The sequence below is a fragment of the Vibrio azureus genome (assembly GCF_002849855.1).
In the GTDB taxonomy this organism is placed as follows: Bacteria; Pseudomonadota; Gammaproteobacteria; order Enterobacterales; family Vibrionaceae; genus Vibrio; species Vibrio azureus.
The window spans coordinates 74,344-93,957 of sequence record NZ_CP018619.1 but is presented as its reverse complement, the minus strand read 5'-3'; the positions used below and the strand labels follow the sequence as shown (position 1 = coordinate 93,957).

Sequence of the window (19,614 nt, the reverse complement as noted above, 5' to 3'; positions counted from 1 at the left end):
CTTTTCGTTGTACCCGGCAAGGTCTGGTCTTCCCCACGCACGTGGGGGTGTTTCCTTCTGGGACGGCTCATATGGCGAGAAGTTTGAGTCTTCCCCACGCACGTGGGGGTGTTTCTGGGTACTTAATCAGAGCCGATCTCGCGGCTAAGTCTTCCCCACGCACGTGGGGGTGTTTCCTCTGCATAGCCTAGCTTCGCCAGCAGAGTATCGTCTTCCCCACGCACGTGGGGGTGTTTCTGTGTCTGATGCTAAGGTTTATCTGGGCATGGAGTCTTCCCCACGCACGTGGGGGTGTTTCCGTTATCCAGATCTATGATTGGAAAGACTTATTTTGTCTTCCCCGCACTCGTGGGGGTGTTGCTAAACATCACAACTTGCCAGATTTTAACTTTAAAATATAAAGCAGACGTGATTAACCCTCACGCTCAGCTTTCATTTTCTTAACTACACGCACAACCGTTCTGGCAGAGACGCCAATCATCTTGGCCGTTTCGTTGATGCTCATTTGGTTATCGACTCTTAACTTGTAGATTTTTTCATGCAGTTCTAGGTCAGGTTTCCTCCCTTTGTATTTCCCTTCGTTCATGGCCTTCTCGATGCCTTGCTTTTGGCGGCGGCGTCTATCTTCATAATCTTTTCTAGATATCGCGGCCAACATGTCCATCATCATGTTGTTGATGGCCTTGATCATCGAGTTGGTGAATTCATCAGAAATTTCTGGAGCCAGGGCAATATGACTGGTAGGTAAATCCAGGCTAATGACTTTCAATTCCTTCTTGTACAGCATTTCTTTTAATTTAGACCAACTAGCTTCATTTAAACGTGAAAGGCGGTCTATCTGCTCAATGATGATCACATCTCCTTTTTGAGCATCATTAAGTAATTGCAGCAATTTAGGTCTTTGCAGTGATGCACCAGATTCTTGCTCAACATACCATGCAGCAACTCGCATTCCTTTTTGTTCAACAAACTGTGAAAGTGCGCCTTTTGCCCTTTCTGCATCCTGCTCACTTGTTGATGCTCTGAGGTATCCAAATATGTACATAATTCACTTTCTATGACTTTTAGGTTATGACTTTATAGGGTGTGTCATTTATATTATGACATTAATGGTTTTTATGCCACAAAAGAATACTGTTCTTAGGGTATACCCTAATGACACAACTGGGTTTTAAATAAGTACGGAACTATGCTGTACAGTTTGTAATGGTCGTGTTTTTGTCGTATATTGACTATGTACAGAACTTATCCGTACGAAAGGAGATTAAAATGGCCACAACACGTTTAGACATTCGGCTTGATGAAGAAATCAAAGCGAAAGCAGAGAAAGCGTCTGCTTTGCTTGGGTTAAAAAGTTTGACTGAATATGTCGTCCGCCTTATGGACGAAGATTCAAGTCATGTGATCGCTGAGTATGAAAGTATCACAGTAAAAGATGATGTCTTCGATGAGTTTCTAGCGGCTTGTGATAAAGCTAAAGAACCTAATGAAGCTTTGATTTCTGCGGCTAAGTTTACGAAAGAGAGCGATATCAAGTGAGCTGGAGTAAAAAATTTGAAGAGTTGAGTAAAACCAAGCATGATCGTAATTCATTTGATTGCGGTGAGCATGAACTCAACCAGTTTATTAAAACTCAGGCAGTAAAACACATGCAAGCGGGTATTAGTCGCACAATGGTTCTTCCAAGTGATGTACCTATGATGAATCAAAAGTATCCGATTTGCTCATTCTACAGTGTTGCTCCAAGCTCTATTTGTCGGGAGACTTTACCTGAGAACCTAGCGAAAAAATTGCCTCGTTACCCTGTTCCAGTTTTCTTACTTGCTCAACTGGCGGTTCATAAAGAATTTCATGGTAGTGGTCTAGGCAAAATCAGCTTAATTAAGGCTCTAGAATATCTGTGGGAGGTTAATCATCATATGCGAGCATACGCGATAGTTGTAGATTGTTTGACAGATTCAGCGCAGACGTTCTACACCAAATATGGTTTTGAGGTTTTATGCACTCATAGTGGGCGCACCCGAATGTTTCTCCCCATGAAGACGGTAGAACAACTATTTATTTAATAATAAATTAATGGTAAAGATCCCGCACAACGTCATAATTCCCTCATTCAGGTTTTTCAGTATTTAATCTAAATTAATCGACTGGGAGGGATAGGGTAATGTGGAAGTTCACCCTAAGAACATCAAGAGGCGATGGCCTTGGTGAATATAGAAGAAAATTGAGCTTTGTAGTGTTATTGCTTATTTTTCCTTTTACCCATGATGTGGCTGCATCTCCCCCTTCATCTGAAGAGCCTATCAATATTTCCGCAGAGTATTACATGTTTGGCTTAATGTCTCCGGAAGTGATCAGATCAAAAAAATCTGCCTTGTCAGGTATCGCAAGAGCGTCCTTAGACTATAAAGCCTATGAAGAGGGTGAAGACAGTGGCTCATTCAAATTGAAAGTTGATCATAAACATTCGTATTCAAAAAACTCACCTTCCTCATTCGTTATGAATAACATTGGTGGCTTTGGTCTTATTGGCCCTGCTTTTAGTGATATAGGTTTCAGACTCACCCACTTATATTGGAAGCAGACTTTTAATGCACAGCAGACAGCGCTCATGGTTGGTTTTCTCGATAGTACGGATTACGTCGATATGTACGCATTAGGGAATCCGTATTTTGGTTTCTCAAACGTGCAATTCAGCACTGGGGCTGGAACTATCGCGATTCCAGATGAGTCAACGTTTGGCTTGTCTATGTCTCACTTTGTCTCTGACCGATATTATTTAAACCTGAGTTTGTCTGATGCTCTAGCCGATTCCACAGAACCCTTTGATGGACTGAGTCATTTCTTTAAAGACCATCAATTTTTCAAGTCCTTAGAAGTTGGTTTAGTTTCATCGCAAGATTCTTTTTTATACCAAAATATCCATCTTACGGTTTGGCACAGTGATGGTATTATGGAGCAAGCGGATGAAAATTACGGTTTTAACGTGTCTGCTGTTTATCAAACTGGCAATTGGATACCTTTTTTTAGAGCGGGTACTGCTAAAGGGCCTGAGTTGCTTTATCAATCTTCTGTCGTTGCGGGTTTCGGCTACAAAGACTTCGGTCCTGGTACCTTAGGGTTTGCAGTGGGGTGGGGTGAACCGAACAGCTCTGACGATGAGGTTTATAACGCTGAGCTTTTTTATTTAACCCATATTGGTCCAGTTTCTCTGACGCCGACTGTACAATATTTATCTCCTCTTCCTTTCAATTCTCGAGCGAGTGATGCTTGGGTATTTGGCTTGAGGGGGAGAGTGAGTTTTAGTTTGTGATGGGGGCTTTTGGCCACAAGGAGACACACGATGACTTACCGTTTTAGTCCAGCTCATGATCCTATGGATATTAAAGAACAAGAATATCAGAGCGCAAAAGAAGTGCGCTTTTCAAAATTTACCTCTTGTATTGGTGTGCTTGCTAAGAACGATGAGATTGTGACAGGAGTTCATCTCGTGATATGGTCAAAAGATGAGACGAGATTTGATGATGCCGCTGCCCGTGAAACGGTTGCTTTGTTATCCAGGTACCAGCAAGTTGTTGTTATCGGCCATACGGATTTATGGGAAAGCAATCTTAGTGAGCAATATAAATATTTGCTGTCACTTATCAAGGGGCCTCATATCATTAATACAAATGATGGGGTCTATGGAGGAAGAGTCCACAATGGCACTTTTCAAACCTATCAGAATGGTAAGTATGTGGACGTTTAATTGATTATTGCGTTAGCTATTCCCAAGCTTCTGAAAAGTTTTGGTCTTTAAACGCTTCCGCTAACCCAGTGATTTGCTGCATTCTCAGAACCTCATCTTTGTCCATGCCCAGTTCTTGGCCAATTTTCTCATCCGTCCATTCACTTTGTCGCAGCCGCATCACTAAATTGGCTGTAAGCTCAACTTGATGTTCTCCGCGGGCCATATTGTGACGAATAGAAGAAGACATTCTTTCCTCGTTACCTTTGTCTAAAACGACGACGGGAATGTAGTTCGCTAAAGATTGATTTATATCTGATTCAGTTTTAATAATGCGTGTTCGATGTGCTCCATCAATGACAACGTAACCACTGTTATGGGGGGACTTTCCCACGACCACAGGCATGGTTAAGCCGTCGCTTCTAATTGAGTGCTTTAGTAAACGGTATTCAGGGAGAGCCACAGAGTTTGGATTATAATCGTTATCTTGGATTGATTCCGCTTCTACTAATCTTACGTTTAAAGCAGGGTGAGACAGGCCTACAAGCTTTGATGATAAATCGGATATCAAGTTAAATATTCCCACTCGCTCTTTAAAGCTTAACTCCTCAATGTCATCAAAGTGGAGAGATATTTCATAAAGTAACTGCGCGGCTGTTCGTAATGATTTTACATTCATGATTTGTTCTTCCTTAAGTAATCACTATACAAAGAGATATATTCATCGGTGAGCTTTTTATTTGGGCTAAAGGAAAGCCCACGACACCAATAATCATTTTTTATAAGAACTTTACAAATACGGCGCCAACTGGGTACTTTCTTTTTCGCTTCTAACTCTTTTTCTGCGAAGTCTGGGATAGAATAAATGTTGTGCTTTTTCCCATTTTTTCTCCACCAATTTAGAAACTTAAATAATCGTTCACGATAATGTTTGGAAAGGTGTGGGGGCATAGTATCTAATAAGTACTTGCTGTAATCCCGGTAGGTATATCCATCTGGAAGCTCGAATTTATAATAACCAAGAATACGTCCTTGGTTTTTACAATATCTCGCCCCAAAATTACAGCCCTCCACCCTTTGTACTAATTTTTGCCAAGTTTGTGGCTCTAAAATATGATAAAGCCAAAGTCCTTTCCTTTGGTCGTCTCCAAATGGCTGGCAAAGGCGTTGTTGAGAGAGGGTAAGCCCTGCTTGATGCATGAGATCATAGGTATGATTATAGGACCAACCAAAACGGCTATTCGCGATCCATATATCGTCAACTTGCCAATCGTATATTGGATAAGCTTTGTAAAAAAGAGGAGTCACTTGTGTTGTCCAGTTATAATGTTCGAGCTTGCGTTTCTTTTTATTTTTTATGGTGTTGTATCGGTTAAGAGATTCATCAGACCGAATGGCGATGAGGCAAATACAACGTCCATTTTTTGTCTCCCCGTACCATTTCCCGAAACCAGTAACAAACTCTTCAAATTCCATTGCGTAAGTATAGAAGGGGAAGTAATCCATGTTCTTAATCACAGAACCATGGTTTGGCTTTTCTCTTACCCACAAAGATTGCTTATCTGGTTCCCAACAAATCCACTTTGGCTGGAATTGTGAGACAGCATTTCTCAAACTTAAGGGTAAACAGACCCAGAAAGCATTCACTTCATTTTTATTTACCATTTGTTCGATGTAACGCATCGTATGTTGATATTGAGCTTCTAAATCCACAATTAACACATCCACGGGCAAGCGCTCTCTTTTTTTCGCTTCTTCTATCACGAGATTTAGAAGAACTCCCGAATCTTTTCCACCTGAGAATGATAAATAGATATGTTCAAATTTATCAAAGATGACCCCAATTCTGGCTCGTGCGGCCTCGTTAACATCATGACTTAACCCTATCTTCATATGGTGACCATTGAACAATAAAATACCGTATATAAAAGTATTATAGAAAGATTTTAATCAATATATTTCATTGTAAAGGCCTTTAGAGTATTCGCTAAGCTTAAGTTTTTAATTTGTTAAATTAAGTTTATGTTTTATTTGTTGATATGGTTTTTAAATTTTAGCGAAGTTAGATTAATTTGTTTTTATAGAACAAAAATCACATCATGATGATTTGTTTTTAATTTTGTTGAAGGTTTTTTGATATTAATTGTAATTAACATAAAAATTATTTTCATTATTATAAATCAGTAACGCTCATAAATGATAAAATTAAAAAATACGATAAAATATTCATCCATAATTATTTTGCCGTAAGTAAACGTTTAATAGGATGATTAAAAATGGCTGATACATATACAATATACGTTGTTAATAACGAGACGAGTAACGAAACCTTTTGGTGCTTTCTACAGAAGCCTGAAGTAGATTTTGGCGAGAAGGTTTACGCAAACTCGAGCAATTTTCTCACGGTTAGACCTAAAAAAAGCGGTCAAACCTATATAAATAAGTTCGAGATACCACTGCAGTATATGATTAGCTCAGGTGCTGATACGAAAGCGGTTGGTTTAGAAGTCAGAGTCTCATCGGACTCAACCTTGAATGTAGATTTAGGCAATCAATCTGTCGCTAAATTCTATCCTGGTCCAGAGCATGAAGGGCCAGTTCTTAATGAAGATGGGAAAGGTAAAGATCCCAGTAAACTGTCCATTCATGTTTTACCATATAATCAATCTGACGAAGGTAAGAATCATTGGTGGGGGAATTTAGGTTTCGGCATTATGACAAGTAATGGTTTTATGGGAATGAACTGGTCACCTAGGCCAAATACATTGGTTACGATCAAGCCCAACCTTGCTTTTTATATTTCAACGGGAGATTTTACTCCAGGCGTGTTGGCTGATATGAGCACTGTCTCAGCAGAATCTCAGTTAGTGAAAGATACCGATTTTGATGAAACTCTAACTTGCACAGTCACGCTCACAAACGAAGGAATATTTGAAGTTGAACCAGGGTCTCCTTTGCGGTCGTTATAAGTGTTTTGTAAATTTTGTAGGCGGCCTTTGAGTCGTCTCATTTTTTGATATTAATGAGGCGTGTCGTGTTAATAATTAAAAAGCTTTTATCATGAAGGGTATGTCATGATAGAGCAGGAGCTGTAATTGAAGGTGGATTGACAGTAGCAATTACAAATCGAATTTAGACACAAGAACGGCTCCCATCAAGAGCCGTTCTTCGTTATAGGGGAGCGCGATTGAATATAATAATTGGATAATATTTTAGCTATTATTGAATTCTAAGCTGACAGGCAACTGCATGTGACCAGCCCGTTTGTTGATTGTATAGTTGCTGACTGCCTGTATATGAAGGTTCTTTATAGCCTCCATCTCCATCTTTCATAGTAAATCTCCAGCCGTTCTGAGCTAAAGGAGAGCCTTTAATTCTATTTTCAATATTTTGCTTAGTTGGTGCGCTTATCCAAGTTGTAGGCTGTTGGCTTAATCCCCCATTATTTGGTAGTTGGAAAGCCTCTACGACATTAAGCATCTCCCAGCCATCACCCAATGATGTCTGACACAAATTATCCAGTCGATCATAGTCTGCTTGCGAACTATATCCGTTATACGTTCCGTTGTCTGTTTCAACCAGATCTATGATATCAACTTGACCGTGTCTGGGGTTCTTGCATGACTTGAATGCTGTTGAGTCTGATACAACTCCCTTGTTGATCAGTTCATCAACAAGGGAGTTGTATGTTACACAGTCGGTATAATTTTCGTGGAGATATTGTTCTGTGACAGTGGTATTGCCACCTGAAAATGATGCTGAAGAAATGAGTACCGTAGATACTCCGAAGATAAAATAATTTTTCATTTGTTTAACTCCGCTCTTATAGTGTAGTTGTTTTGATAAAACAAACATTAATATATCGATTTTATTTAAAGGCACTTAATAAGCATCAAATCTGTAAATCTCAGTTTAAAATGTCTTTTTTAGGCTGTGAAGATACTCATTGGTACATAGATCGATGTTTAGTATGGAGAATAAATTTCTTTAAGTATTAATAACAAATAAGTTATTTGGTCAGGTGGATACCTCAGAAATTTTTCAGTTTTAGATGCTAAGATTATATGAGTTATCAAAGAAATCTATTTCATTATTTAAAATAATTTATTTTATCTATATATAGCCAAATCCTGGAGTTGTTTATAATCTTTTAACGCATTTTTTGTTTTTATGTAACCGACAGTACGTTAATAATAAAAGGATGATGTTATGAGTTTGTACATGAAAGCTGCTATTTTGATACCTTTACTGTTAGGGGCTGTAGCTAATGCAACTGAGCCTACGATAAAAGAACATTTTAATCAGCTAAATAATATATATGGGCTTATGGAGGACAGTAAAAGTAGGCTTACTATTCAAGAAGTTAATGGATTGATTTCTTGTGATGCTGATAGTAATTGGATTGACTCTCCTTCATTACCCGTTGATCCTCTTGCTTCAAGTGAGTTTGATATTATATGTAAATTTCATAAATTTGCTTGGCAGTCTTTCGCTTATTATACATCATTTGGAGAAAGCGCCCCAAAGTTCCTAGAATTAATGCCTAAAGAGCGTATATTCAAACGAATACCTGATGAGTGGGATTGGAATGGCGATAAAAATTTGGTTTTGGATAATATGTTACAAGCAGGTTCACAACAACCACTTATTGATTGGCAGGATAACCCTGTATTTTACCAACAAAGTGTCAATCAAATCTTTTATGATGATATTGTAAGTAATGAATTGAACAATAGTCAGTGTGTTGCAAAGGTTGATAGTGGTGAGTTTCCTTTTGACATATCCGCTGGCTCTACAGAAGTGAAGACTTCATGGAAAATCCTGTCACCGACAGATGACGAAGATAAGTTTTTTACAATTAATCGAAGTATTAATAAAAGTGGCGTGATAGAAGATGCTGTTAAATTAGGTTTAGTGGGAATGCATATTGTGCGGAAAACTCCAGCTCACCCAGAATGGATATGGACGACATTTGAGCATAAAGATAATGCACCAAATTGCGATGAGGTTGAAGATAATGTGACAGTAAACCCTACAGATAAGTGGCTGTTCTTCAATGAAAGCTCTTGGCAAGGTAAAAATGTTTATATTCCTAATAATCCCACTCAAGTATGTCGAAAAACTCCTTATGGAGCTGGATTTTTAGCCAAGGCAGGGTTAAGAGTAATTGAGGACATAGAAGATCTAAATCAAGATATGCAAAGTTATTATCAGCAAAGAGGCTCTATTTGGGAGAATTACTTTTTAGTTGGTAGCGCTTGGACTCAATCTATTAACCCATTTTCTACTAATGGTGAACTACCACCAACATGGAAGAATGAAATAGGGGGGTCTAGTTTGTTATCAAATACGACAATGGAAACATATAGGCAGAACCCTAAATGGTTTGATTTAGAGCATCCAACTAAAGATAGAGGTTGCTTTGGTTGTCATAATTACAACTCTACGAAAGAGAGCCCTATACATTTAAGCCATATGTTTAATGCCGCTAAGGATTATGGGGACTGTAAGGGGCTTGTTGCAAAAACCTCGCAGTCAGCCAGATTTTAACTATGATTCACCACTGAGCAATGCGTTATGGCCAAGTCTGAATTCAAATGGCAACTTTTTACCCTTGGACTTATCTTATGGTGTGTGGTGCTATGGCCGCGGGTTTGGTCAACGATTCAAAGTTTTGAGGGGATAAGGATGTTGAATAAAGGCCAGTTTGATTTTTTGTTACGTCGTGACGAGCCAAAGCTGAGGGTGCAGGAGAGATCCGCCTTCCTTAATGAACTCTTCAATATCTTTGGAATTTATGCATGAAAAGAGGTGCTAAGATAAGCACCTCAGACACATCTTCAATTTTTGCAACAAGCCCATTGTGGTTGCTAAATGTTCATATGTGGACAGCCATACCCAAATCACCCCCCTTAGCGTTTACCACAACCGTGCTCATAGGCATAATTTGTTATCATTCAGTTTCATAATTAAGGACATTTCATGATAGAGCAGGAGCTGTACGATTATGCGGTCTCTCTACTTTCCAAGCGAGATTACTCTTCTGGCGATTTAAGATACCAATTGTCGACACTTTCTTCTGATGAAAGCGTGGTTGATTCCGTCATGGAAAAACTGTTGTCACATCATTATGTCGATGATATGCGGCTAATTGAAAGAGAGCTTGAAAAGCAGTTAGCGAAGCTTCATGGGGAGTCACGGATCAAACAAGAACTCAGAAAAAAAAGATTGGATGTTTTACTGATTGAGCAAGCATTAGAAGATCTCGATGTTGATTGGTTCGAGCTTTGTCAAACCGCTAAAGAAAAAAGTTTGGTGGGGATGTACCCACAGATGCAAAAGAAAAGGCTAAAGTGATCCGTTATTTACAATATCGCGGTCATGCTATGAGTGCCATTATGGAAACACTTAACCCTTGAAAGGATTATAAAATATGACTGAAACAGTAACCAAGATCGTTCAAGAACTAAGTCGGTGGAGTTCTACATTTCCAGAAGAGACGCTAAATTCAGCAAGAAAAAACTGGCCAGAACTATTACCTGAAATTACCAGTTTATTTGATCATATTATTCAACGTAATCCGATAACTGAAAAGCAAGAGTCGTTTTTATTTTGGTCGATCTTACTCGTAGGGGATCAAGGTGAAAAAGCCTGCTTCGAACAGCTGATGGCTTTGCTTGAGCATGACAAAGAAAATGGATTAATATTGGATCGCGTCTTGGGTGATGCCACCACTGAAACCATGCCGGCTATTCTTTATCTACTCGGTGAGCATCATCCTAATAGAATGAGCCGAGTTGTTTCTGCAAGTGGTACCGACGAATATATCAAATCAGTTATCATGCGTGTGCTATTTAGTATGGTTCAAGACGGCAAGTTGAGCTCAGACTTATTTGCGACTCATGCGCCTATTTGGCTCGCTTCAATGACAAGCTGTGATGATACTTTTTCTGCGGCATGTTTAGGTAGTTATCTGATTCATTTTGAAATCGTCTCTTTTCAAAAAGAGCTCCTTGCTTTAGAGAAGGAAGGAAAAATTGACTCATCTATGCTGACTTTGGAAGAAATTCAAAATTGGCAGTTGTCTTACCCTTTAGACAGAAATGAGTGCGTGGCTCCCACCTTTGACATTATATCAATCAAAGATTGGGCGTGCTTTAGAAAAAACGAGTGGTCAATTGAAAAACCTTTTGTTAAATCTTTAGCCCCCAAAAGAAACGACCCTTGTTTCTGTGGGAGCGGGAAGAAATATAAAAAATGTTGTTTAAATTAAACGAATTGAAAACTTTCTCGTTGAGTCAGAGAAGGCTTTATGACAAGGGGATGATTGAGTTGGGCTTGTTGCAAAAATTCCAAAGATATTGAAGAGTTCATTAAGGAAGGCGGATCTCTCCTTCACCCTCAGCTTAGGCTCGTCACGACATAACCAAAAATCAAACTGGCCTTTATTCAACATCCTTTGTTGCAATCAGCATATGAGGAATTATGAAGCAAATTATGAGGGTATCTAACAATGTTTGATGAAATTGGAAAGATTAACTGGGCCGAGTTAAAACAAGCTAATGGCTATTCAGGCCATATCCCAGAAGCAATTAAGGGTCTTATTTCAGACGATAAGCTAGATCAGGAAGCTTCTTATTGGAAGCTTGATAACCACGTTGTGTTGCAAGGTGACTTGTATCAGGCTGCTTTTTATGTAGTCCCATTTTTGCTAGAAATCTTAGCTTCTAAAGTTAAAAACGGTCGAGCTTATACCTATGATTTACTCTTTGAAATAGCTAATGGATTCGCACTTGAAGAAACACCATGTGTTTATAATGGAGACACTCTACCTTTGACCGAAGCTTGTAAGAGTGCAGTTGTCGGTGGAGTAGATCTATATTTGAATGAAGTGTCTAATATCTCGTCAACTTGTAGGGAAAACTCACTAGAACTACTTGTTTCGCTCGGTGAGCGAGCAGAGTATATTCTAATTAATCTACAGAAGATTGAAGGTGAGGAAACTGATTCATATTTTCGTAGCAAGTTAAAAGAAGCCATAGTTGAAATTAGTGGTTAGTTTTAAAAAATTAGCTTGTCGTAAAATTTAAAGATCATCTAGGGGGGGCAAAGGTTAATTATTCTGCTTTTGAAGCCTCTATTTTATATACAAGTGCGTTGTTTGTTTGATTTTCGCGTGACTAAAGTCACATTTTTATCTGGTTATTATTGGTTGGAATAAAGTGGAATTTTGGCGCTTTTATGCATTTCTCCTAAAAATAATGCCACTTTGGATTCTATATCTAATGTTTTAGGTTTCTTAATTACATTTTATTAGTTTCTCATTCTGTTTATATCACTTTAAACATTATTTTTTGTTGTTATTATTATCTAAACCCACTTTGTGGGGACGATTATTAATTACCAAGTCGTTAAATTTAAGTCTAATCAGCTTAAGTTATCACCGTGACCTTTTTATTTAATGATTTGGTCACGGAGATCTCTCATGAATTCTAATGTTCGCTTTATTCCTAGCTCAAAACTATCAAAAGCGGAGTTACCTTTTGTTCTTACTCCTGATGAGTGCATAGACATATTTTCGCGTGTGCGAAACCCCAATGATATCCTGAAAAGTTTACCAAACGAGCTTTCGCAGAGGATCTCGTTGTCTGCAAAAAAATCCACTTCCGGATTGTTAAAATCTATGGAAGCCGAATTGGTTAAAGTCGACTGGATCGCAGTCTCTAATTCCCCACGCAGAGGGGCACTCAGTGATGCTCAAATCAATCGCTACCCAAAGTTAAAAACGTACATTCAATCGGTGATTTACACTGGCAAAACCAAGGTTAATAAAGCAAGTTATCAACCCGTAACTGATGATGTCGTTCTACCAAAAGATTATATTTACGTACCTTCCGATCCGATACCTGAGAACAAAATTGTTGTTGAAGTAGCGGGGCAAAGTCCTGCGAGTAATGCGGCTTTCTATCTCAGCAAAAGCAATGACTTATCAGCAAAAATTACTCAAGCCAAACCTGACAAGAAGGTGAGCCACCGTAGCTTGGTTAAATTTGAGCAACTGGAATCGGTCCCTCGTGATTTGTATCTACATATAAAGATGCAAGGTCATCCTAATCCACTGAGTTTACGTTTGGCAGAAGGTATTATGCCAGTAAGTAAAGAGACTGAGATGGCTGAATGGGATAATGTACTGGTTCCCGTTCGTCCACTTGCTTATCTTAACGAGGAAAAATCAAAATCTAAATCGGCTGAGCTTAAAGCTGGATATCTGTATATATTCTGGAAAGGTAAGTTGTGGCGTGAGCTATTCATCACCGATAAAAGTTATTATCAGGACATTGACGTCGAATACTTTCGCCACCTTGAGCAACAAGAAAAGAAGAAACAGAATCCTCAACCTATTACTCGTTATCCTGAAGGTTTTGATCAGCAGCATGTATTGCTCCCTTATAAAATCAAAGGAAAGCTGCAACAAGGTGAGAATGGCCTTAAGTTGCTATTCCGCCCACAGGCATTAACCTTTGCTCAAATTGAAAAGTTTGAGCAAGATAGTGCGAAGCTGGATAAAGAGAGTACTGCTCTTGATGACATCAATACCTATTCCGCGGAGCAGTCTTTTTCAGATAAAAACCATATTTTAGGTGTTTCATCCGCTCAAATACATGAAGTTTCTGAGAAGGATATGCCTTGGCTTTCAGATAATGCTGTCGTGGTTGACAGTTTAAAAGACACCAATATCGCTGTAGCTTATGTTGATGGCCACAATTCTGGGCTAAGGGTAGAGCTAAAAACGCTTGGGAAGTACCCTATTCCAGAAGCGGATTTTTTAATCCAATTTGAAGACGGCACTTCACAACAAGAGCGCTTAGACGAAGAGGGATTTCATTTCTTCGAAAGTATTCCTGAAGGTGAATTCACGATCACTTACAGTGATTATGATGATGTCTATGTTAAATCTGTTGCTGCTCATATCTGCGATGCCATTAAACACCGTAATAAAAGTAAAACCTTCCGTTTATTAAGTCAATCAACGGAAGCCATTCCAATGATTGTTGAAGCCTACGATAAGTACTTCAACAACAATCAAGGAAACGGACTGGTTAAAGACATTCTCCATCTTTTCACCAGACCAAACATTCGCGTTGCAGTCATTGGATTATTAGTTGCCGGGGGTGTCGATGTTGGAGGTGGTGAGACTTATTATCCTCCTGAGGCTACCCAAAATACGATACTAGCAATACAGGCTCAGCCTGCACTCAGCACTGTCATTAAAGACAGCGTTCTTAAGCTTAAGTTGAATCGGCAGCGGGCGATTGTTGAATCGACAAAAGCTTATTCTGAGTACAAATGGTTTATTGCACACAGTCAACAAGCCATTAAGGATGAAGGTGCTCCGCCTTTAGCTTATCTCGGAAAAGATATTGATATTGAATTTAAACCAGAATTCTATGGCCAACACATTATTATGTGTCGCCATCAATATCATCCTGGAGATGGCAGCACTAGACCTGCGGAATATTACAGCTACCCAATAAACGTAGGTAATGCGCATTCTATTCTCGCTCCTGATCTTGAAAAAGCAAAAGATGTAATTCAGCAACCTGAAACATCTCTTATTGCTGATCAGCGTTACATCGATACTCTCAAACAAATTGCCGATAATACCGAAATGGATAAAGAGGCAACGGAAAAGCATGAAGAAGAACTCGAGAAATTAGAGAATAATGCGGAGAGGTTGCGAGATCTACTTGAAGATTCTGCTGGCAAAACTCGTTATCCGATTAAAGCAGTTGCCATCTCCACAGACACACATGCTAAACAGCCTTTAAAAGCGTTTTTGTACCAAAAGCGTATTAAAGACAATTGGTTCAGCGATGATGAACATGTGTGGGGATTAGTTGATTGGACTTATTGTGGGCAGACGGCTTTTTGCGGAGAGTACGAAGGTACAGGTCGCAATGCTGAAGAAGCAATTTCAAACGCATTAAAAGATTGGGAATCGAACAGCCAAATTGCCGAAAGTCATATCAGCTATGAAGTTGATATTATCGATAACAATCAAGCTATCAATCTAAAAGGTGATTTAAAAACCAGCGGTGGATCCAGTTTAGATACGGCTATCGAGTGGTCTAGCAATATTGCGCTTGGTGCCACAGCAGTGGCACTTATATTCGCACCAGTACCAGGCTCAAGAGTAGCCAGTGCCGCGATATGGGCCAGTATTGCAACGAGTACAACGGCAAGTGCCCTGAGTATTTATCAGCGTTATGATAAAGGGTTTAGTAACGTAAGAGATGATGGTTTAGATACGCTTGCGATAGTAGGAAATATCTTTGGTGCTGGGTGGCTACGCCAAAGCTCGCTGAATTTCTCTGGAACGAATCAAGGACTGAAAGCAGGTAAATATCTACTTTACGGTCAGGTTGCTGCTGACGGTGCCAGTGCCATTGCCAATGGGGTTGTTTTAACTACTGAGGCGATGGATCAAATTGATGCTATCAAAGTCAACAGCTCTTTAACCCCAAGTGAGAAAACGCGTCAGATAGCAGAGCTTATTCGTTCGCTGTCATTAGCGGCTGGATTGACGGTTTTAAACGTAAAGGGTAACAAGGATGATTTAGCGAAGTTAAAAGCGGGTAAACCAGATACCTCTGTAGAGCCTCCTTCTTATGAGCTTAAAGGGCAATCAAGCAATAAAACTCATCAGAGTGTGGTGGAGCCTGAAAGAACGGATTATAAAGTCTACGAAAAAGATGCTGATGGCACAGTTAGGCCTACAACTCAACGTCTTGATCCGGACTTGCTGGAAAGAATAGAGATTGCCAAAAAGCATGCTTATGAATATGCTAAAGAAATTGATCAAAATTGGATTGGAGGGAAAGGTGAGAAAGGGCTTAAACCTGCCGAAGGGGCCAAAAAACCGGGCATGGTGTCTGTATTAGTCACCAAAGATGGGCAAATTTTTAAAGCTTACAGTACCAGAAAGGGGAATCCACATTACCCTGACCCTCTAGAACATGTAAAAGGTCGAGTTAAGAAAGCTTATGACGATTTAGAGGAAGAGCTAAAAAAGAGGCCGACTCATGGAAAGTGTGCAGAGGTTTATAGTATGCATAAGGCGCTACGTGCTAAAGCAGATTTAGATGGTGCAGTCAGTGTGGCCGTAATTGTAGGCAAAGATAAACTTGATGAAGCCTGTTTATCATGTTTCCCTGCAATGCAATCCCTTGGTGTATTTGACGGTGTAAGAATGGAGAAATAGATAATGCAAAAAAAAACTGAAGAGTATTTAACCTCCATTGGTTGGAGTAGTGAACGTATGGTTGAATTACCAGAAGAGTATTCAGCCTATTCAATCAATGACAATATCAAAAGAATTCTGAGAAATATATACGGTCTCACTTTAATTGATGACAAAGGTTATAAGAGGCCTTTACTTCTAACGAGTAAGGACTTTGATCGCGTAAAAGAAAATGTTGAGGAAATGATTGAGGATTATAAACTCCCTTTAGATTTGTACCCAATTGGCGAAGTGCCTGAATTTGCAGCTTACCTATATATAGATAAAAATGGGGACTTTTATTACTTAGATGGAGAACTATGCTTTTTAGGTTCAAATTTAGATGAGTTTCTTGAGACGATGGTTTTCTTTGAGAGGGATATGATCGGGATTGACGAGCCTGAACCTTATTGTTGTACCAACTATCCAGAGGGCGCTGAAAGCAAATTAACACCCTCGCAAAGGTTAACGTATTACAATTCGAAAACGCCGGCCCCTTGGTTGTATGACATCGAATTAGGTCTTATTCCGCTGTAAATCGCTTTTTTAAAACGTAAAGTTATATCTGGGGTGTTCTTATGAGCACCTCATTTTTATTCTCTGGTTAATAATATTTCCAGAGCCTGTGTCTCTACACCTACACATCGACCTATGTCTTGATGAGTATTGTCACAGCCTAAACAGGACATTTTAAAATTGCTCAAACCGGACATTACTAAATTGCGCCTACACCATTAATGCGTATTAATATAATTATGTTAAATAAAGTCGTTGAGCGCCCTTCTTTCAGGCATGATTAAGCAAAGTGATTTTAACCCAAGTTACAACGTAACCTAGGTTGTACCGCTTACCCACTTACCTAACCTTAGATCTTCAATCTTTAAGCTTTGCAAGCTGACGTTTGTATGATTCGTCATATTGAGCCTGAGTTGGAATAGGAGGGAATAATGCATCTAAATCTATATTATCGAATCTCGCTGCTAATGCTTGAGGAATATATATCTTTAGCTTAGAGTACCGAGTAAAATCCCCATCCTCATCTTGATTACCGTAAGAGTAAGTCATTATTTTAAACATCCCTGGGTCTCCTTGCTGACGGATACGATAGATATAATCGCCTTTCGCTTCCATATACCATTTGCCTGGTTGCAGCACGATACCTTCTGGCGCCTCTTCGATTAGAGTACTTGGGTCACTGAAGGCATAAACATAATTGCGTTTGCCTTCAATACACACAAAATAACGGTAAGCGGGGCCTGGCCTAAAGCCACGCTCACAATGTGGTGACCACAAATCTTGTAACCCAATCAGAGACAGATCTGAAAGGCGGTATAAAATCTGATCATGGCTTAGTATTTTATAACCATTTCCATCCAGATTTCTGCGTGTAGCGGTCCAGGTTAGTCGGTCCAACGCTTCATTGATGGCAAATGAACTTGTGTGAAGTGCTCGGTAAGTAACCCCTCCCTTTTCAAATTGGAGTGTAGCCGGTGTTAAATCTTCAACCTTGCCAGTACTCAGCTCTAAACGACTCACCCCGACAAAGGCTTTGCCACGGAAATAATAATATTTGCTATCTTGACTGAATTGAGCATAACCACAGTGATCGGTAGTTTGGAGCAATCGGCGTTCTTTTAAATCAAACACCATACAATCTGTACTGGCATTACCAAAGTAACTCATTTTTAAGTAACGACCATCAGGAGTTCGCTCAGCGGAACCAGGGTAAATTAATCGGTCACCTAACTCTTCTCGGCCCACAACTTTGCGTATATCAGTGCCATCGATGTTCATAGTAAATAAGGTCGAGTCTTTACTGTATGTGAACATTAATTGCGGCTGGGTATGTACTCTATCCCACGGCTCCATAGTAGGTTCTTGGGGAATATTAGAGATAATACTCCATCGTTCTATCTCTTTATTTTCTCTGTACTGCGCTGACTTATAAAATTCACGAACCTTAACTAGTAAATCTAAGTATTCTTGATAAGCGCTCGGTTCTTTAGGCTGACTGTGCATCTGCATCCAACCACCTACACCAGTGGCCAAAACAGTAATGGTGCCTAAGGCAACCCATAGTGTTGTTTTCTTCATGTACTTTAATATGACTAAGCTTTTATCACCCAAATGAAAGTGCGGTGTCTTTACATCTAATATCGAACCAAATTAGCACAGACAGTGATTGCGTTTTTACTGATTTGATAGCTGAAATGATGGTGTGCCCAAAAATTTTTAGCAAGCCCCAAAATAAAGCTTCAACTTGCATACTTTTTTGAACCCACCTAGAATCATAATCACATGGGTTCAAAAAAGTATGGTTTGTTATGCCAGTCTATTTAAGCTTTGGAAAGGATATCCAAGGGAACTTCTTTCACATTGATGCACAGAAATCAGGTAGGACTCCATTAATCTGTCCTTTTTGCTCTTGTTCCTTGATTGCTGTGAAAGGCGCTAAAAAATCAGCACACTTTCGTCATGATGGCGAAACGTGTCATGAGTCGCTCAATGAAATCCCTCAGATACCGGCTTGGCATCACTTTCACCTCAATTATCCATTGAAGGTTGTTGAAACATTGAAGCAAGGTTATGACGCGGAAAGTAAATCACCGAACGTCTTCAAGTTAAATGCCTCTCACCTGCCGCACTCGCTTCATCATGAACTGTTAGAACATGATGTTTGGAACGATAACGTAATATTTACCGAGACTGCAAAAGTCATACTCGGTAGTTTAACAATGGAAAAATTCAGTAAGTGGATGCGCGACCATTTACAGCAACGTATACAGGACTTACGTAATGCTATCGAGCAAGGTCAACAACATCGTGCTTGGTTAGAGATTGAATCGCATCGTCAACAATCGATACTCACCGCATCACTGTATTTATTTGAATATCAATTGGGGGATGGTTCAATCATTCATAAGGTAGGTCGGACATCGAGACAACCAGAGCAGCGCCTTAAAGAAACCGTCCAGGATCTTGAAAAAGCAACAGATCAAAGTGTGGTAAAAAGTAAGATTTTGCGTGTTGTTGCCAATTGTGGCCATGTTGAACAGTATGTCTTTCATCGCTATCGCAACCAAGTAGCGAAGGTGGGTTTGCACACGGAATACCTGGTTCTTGATAAACGAGCATTGAAGAAACTGAAATCGGAATTTACTAGGCTTGCCAACAGTACGGAGCCTTTCAATAAAAACGAAAGGTTCATTGCCACAGGTCGTTGGAAGTATGAAGAAAAACGTTTAATGGCTTCAAAACGTGGTATTGAGCTCACCCAGCGTGAAAATGGTAAGTTTGGTCGCCCGAAAGGCTCAACCTTAAGTCATGATGCGTTTCTAGAAAAACACTCCGATATTTTCGCCTACTTGAAGCTTGGAAAATCGATAAATCAGACGGCAGAAATGACTGGCAAAGGCCGTTCAACCGTGAAGCGTGTAAAGGCAGTTATGAACAAAAAACACGATGAAGTCGCTTTGTAATCACAGACATGACGGCCTTAGCTAGCTTAATTTTGGACAGTTACGAACCAGTGGTTAGTTTTACTCATCCACTACATATCGAAGTACCATAATTAAAGATGTTTAAGCGTTCGTTGATAAACCTTAAG

At 39.6% G+C, this 19,614-nt stretch carries 17 protein-coding genes, 3 pseudogenes and 1 CRISPR repeat array (1 of these 21 only partly in view); of the genes and pseudogenes, 14 read left to right on the top strand and 6 right to left on the bottom strand.

Translation table 11 applies throughout. From position 1 onward, the window contains the following. Positions 1–361: a CRISPR direct-repeat array (repeat unit 28 nt; unit sequence GTCTTCCCCACGCACGTGGGGGTGTTTC) (it extends 218 nt beyond the left edge of the window). 51 nt (positions 362–412) lie between these two features. Beyond that, entirely contained in the window at positions 413–1,045 is a 633-nt protein-coding gene (locus BS333_RS21905) for a recombinase family protein (RefSeq protein WP_021711513.1), read from the bottom strand. 224 nt (positions 1,046–1,269) lie between these two features. On the opposite strand from BS333_RS21905, the gene BS333_RS21900 reads away from it, so the two are divergent. The 4 genes from BS333_RS21900 to BS333_RS21885 all read left to right on the top strand — a co-directional run bounded on the left by BS333_RS21900 (position 1,270) and on the right by BS333_RS21885 (position 3,748). Next, positions 1,270–1,539, top strand: coding sequence for a type II toxin-antitoxin system TacA family antitoxin (locus BS333_RS21900; protein WP_021711514.1), 270 nt, complete (start codon positions 1,270–1,272; stop codon positions 1,537–1,539). Beyond that, on the top strand, positions 1,536–2,066 hold the full coding sequence (locus tag BS333_RS21895; protein ID WP_021711515.1) for a GNAT family N-acetyltransferase: 531 nt from the start codon (positions 1,536–1,538) through the stop codon (positions 2,064–2,066). Before BS333_RS21900 ends, BS333_RS21895 begins: the two co-directional genes overlap by 4 nt. A gap of 98 nt (positions 2,067–2,164) precedes the next feature. Further along, positions 2,165–3,313, top strand: coding sequence for a carbohydrate porin (locus tag BS333_RS21890; protein WP_021711516.1), 1,149 nt, complete (start codon positions 2,165–2,167; stop codon positions 3,311–3,313). A 30-nt stretch (positions 3,314–3,343) separates the two neighbouring features. Then, positions 3,344–3,748: a hypothetical protein gene (locus BS333_RS21885; protein WP_021711517.1), complete on the top strand. Its 405-nt coding sequence runs from the start codon at positions 3,344–3,346 to the stop codon at positions 3,746–3,748. Between the two features lie 16 nt (positions 3,749–3,764). Here the strand turns inward: BS333_RS21885 and BS333_RS21880 are convergent, their stop codons facing one another. Then, positions 3,765–4,406 carry an IbrB-like domain-containing protein gene (locus tag BS333_RS21880; RefSeq protein WP_021711518.1) on the bottom strand — a complete coding sequence of 214 codons (642 nt, stop codon included), beginning with the start codon at positions 4,404–4,406 and terminating at the stop codon, positions 3,765–3,767. Further along, positions 4,403–5,620, bottom strand: coding sequence for a DUF3440 domain-containing protein (locus BS333_RS21875; protein WP_021711519.1), 1,218 nt, complete (start codon positions 5,618–5,620; stop codon positions 4,403–4,405). Before BS333_RS21875 ends, BS333_RS21880 begins: the two co-directional genes overlap by 4 nt. Positions 5,621–6,003: 383 nt before the next feature. On the opposite strand from BS333_RS21875, the gene BS333_RS21870 reads away from it, so the two are divergent. Beyond that, positions 6,004–6,696: a hypothetical protein gene (locus tag BS333_RS21870; protein WP_021711520.1), complete on the top strand. Its 693-nt coding sequence runs from the start codon at positions 6,004–6,006 to the stop codon at positions 6,694–6,696. A gap of 250 nt (positions 6,697–6,946) precedes the next feature. On the opposite strand, the gene BS333_RS21865 is transcribed toward BS333_RS21870, so the two are convergent. Then, positions 6,947–7,534 (bottom strand): hypothetical protein, encoded by a 588-nt coding sequence (locus BS333_RS21865; RefSeq protein ID WP_021711521.1) that lies wholly within the window; start codon positions 7,532–7,534, stop codon positions 6,947–6,949. A 414-nt stretch (positions 7,535–7,948) separates the two neighbouring features. Between BS333_RS21865 and BS333_RS21860 the strand changes: the two genes are divergently transcribed. The 5 genes and pseudogenes from BS333_RS21860 (at position 7,949) to BS333_RS21845 (ending at position 11,000) form a co-directional block, all read left to right on the top strand. Beyond that, positions 7,949–9,277 (top strand): hypothetical protein, encoded by a 1,329-nt coding sequence (locus BS333_RS21860; protein ID WP_152428743.1) that lies wholly within the window; start codon positions 7,949–7,951, stop codon positions 9,275–9,277. Between the two features lie 99 nt (positions 9,278–9,376). Continuing rightward, positions 9,377–9,532, top strand: a pseudogene (locus BS333_RS22465) (IS6 family transposase); the annotation flags it as partial. 177 nt (positions 9,533–9,709) lie between these two features. After that, positions 9,710–10,084 (top strand): regulatory protein RecX, encoded by a 375-nt coding sequence (locus BS333_RS21850; RefSeq protein WP_021711523.1) that lies wholly within the window; start codon positions 9,710–9,712, stop codon positions 10,082–10,084. Then, positions 10,078–10,146 (top strand): annotated as a pseudogene (locus tag BS333_RS22695) (regulatory protein RecX); the annotation flags it as partial. The gene BS333_RS21850 and the pseudogene BS333_RS22695, both read left to right, overlap by 7 nt. A gap of 14 nt (positions 10,147–10,160) precedes the next feature. Next, positions 10,161–11,000 carry a DUF1186 domain-containing protein gene (locus tag BS333_RS21845; protein ID WP_021711524.1) on the top strand — a complete coding sequence of 280 codons (840 nt, stop codon included), beginning with the start codon at positions 10,161–10,163 and terminating at the stop codon, positions 10,998–11,000. Between the two features lie 72 nt (positions 11,001–11,072). On the opposite strand, the pseudogene BS333_RS22455 reads toward BS333_RS21845, so the two are convergent. Next, a pseudogene (locus BS333_RS22455) lies at positions 11,073–11,186 on the bottom strand (IS6 family transposase); the annotation flags it as partial. A 54-nt stretch (positions 11,187–11,240) separates the two neighbouring features. Here BS333_RS22455 and BS333_RS21835 point away from each other — a divergent pair. The 3 genes from BS333_RS21835 (at position 11,241) to BS333_RS21825 (ending at position 16,544) form a co-directional block, all read left to right on the top strand. After that, positions 11,241–11,786, top strand: coding sequence for a hypothetical protein (locus tag BS333_RS21835; RefSeq protein ID WP_021711525.1), 546 nt, complete (start codon positions 11,241–11,243; stop codon positions 11,784–11,786). A gap of 426 nt (positions 11,787–12,212) precedes the next feature. Further along, a complete protein-coding gene (locus BS333_RS21830) occupies positions 12,213–15,989 on the top strand; it encodes a hypothetical protein (protein ID WP_101903992.1) in 3,777 nt (1,258 codons plus the stop codon). 3 nt (positions 15,990–15,992) lie between these two features. Further along, positions 15,993–16,544: an SUKH-3 domain-containing protein gene (locus BS333_RS21825; protein ID WP_021711862.1), complete on the top strand. Its 552-nt coding sequence runs from the start codon at positions 15,993–15,995 to the stop codon at positions 16,542–16,544. Between the two features lie 336 nt (positions 16,545–16,880). Here the strand turns inward: BS333_RS21825 and BS333_RS21820 are convergent, their stop codons facing one another. Then, a complete protein-coding gene (locus BS333_RS21820) occupies positions 16,881–18,101 on the bottom strand; it encodes a TolB-like translocation protein (protein ID WP_021711861.1) in 1,221 nt (406 codons plus the stop codon). Between the two features lie 230 nt (positions 18,102–18,331). On the opposite strand from BS333_RS21820, the gene BS333_RS21815 reads away from it, so the two are divergent. Next, positions 18,332–19,486: a GIY-YIG nuclease family protein gene (locus BS333_RS21815; RefSeq protein WP_021711860.1), complete on the top strand. Its 1,155-nt coding sequence runs from the start codon at positions 18,332–18,334 to the stop codon at positions 19,484–19,486. Positions 19,487–19,614 lie beyond the last annotated feature (128 nt).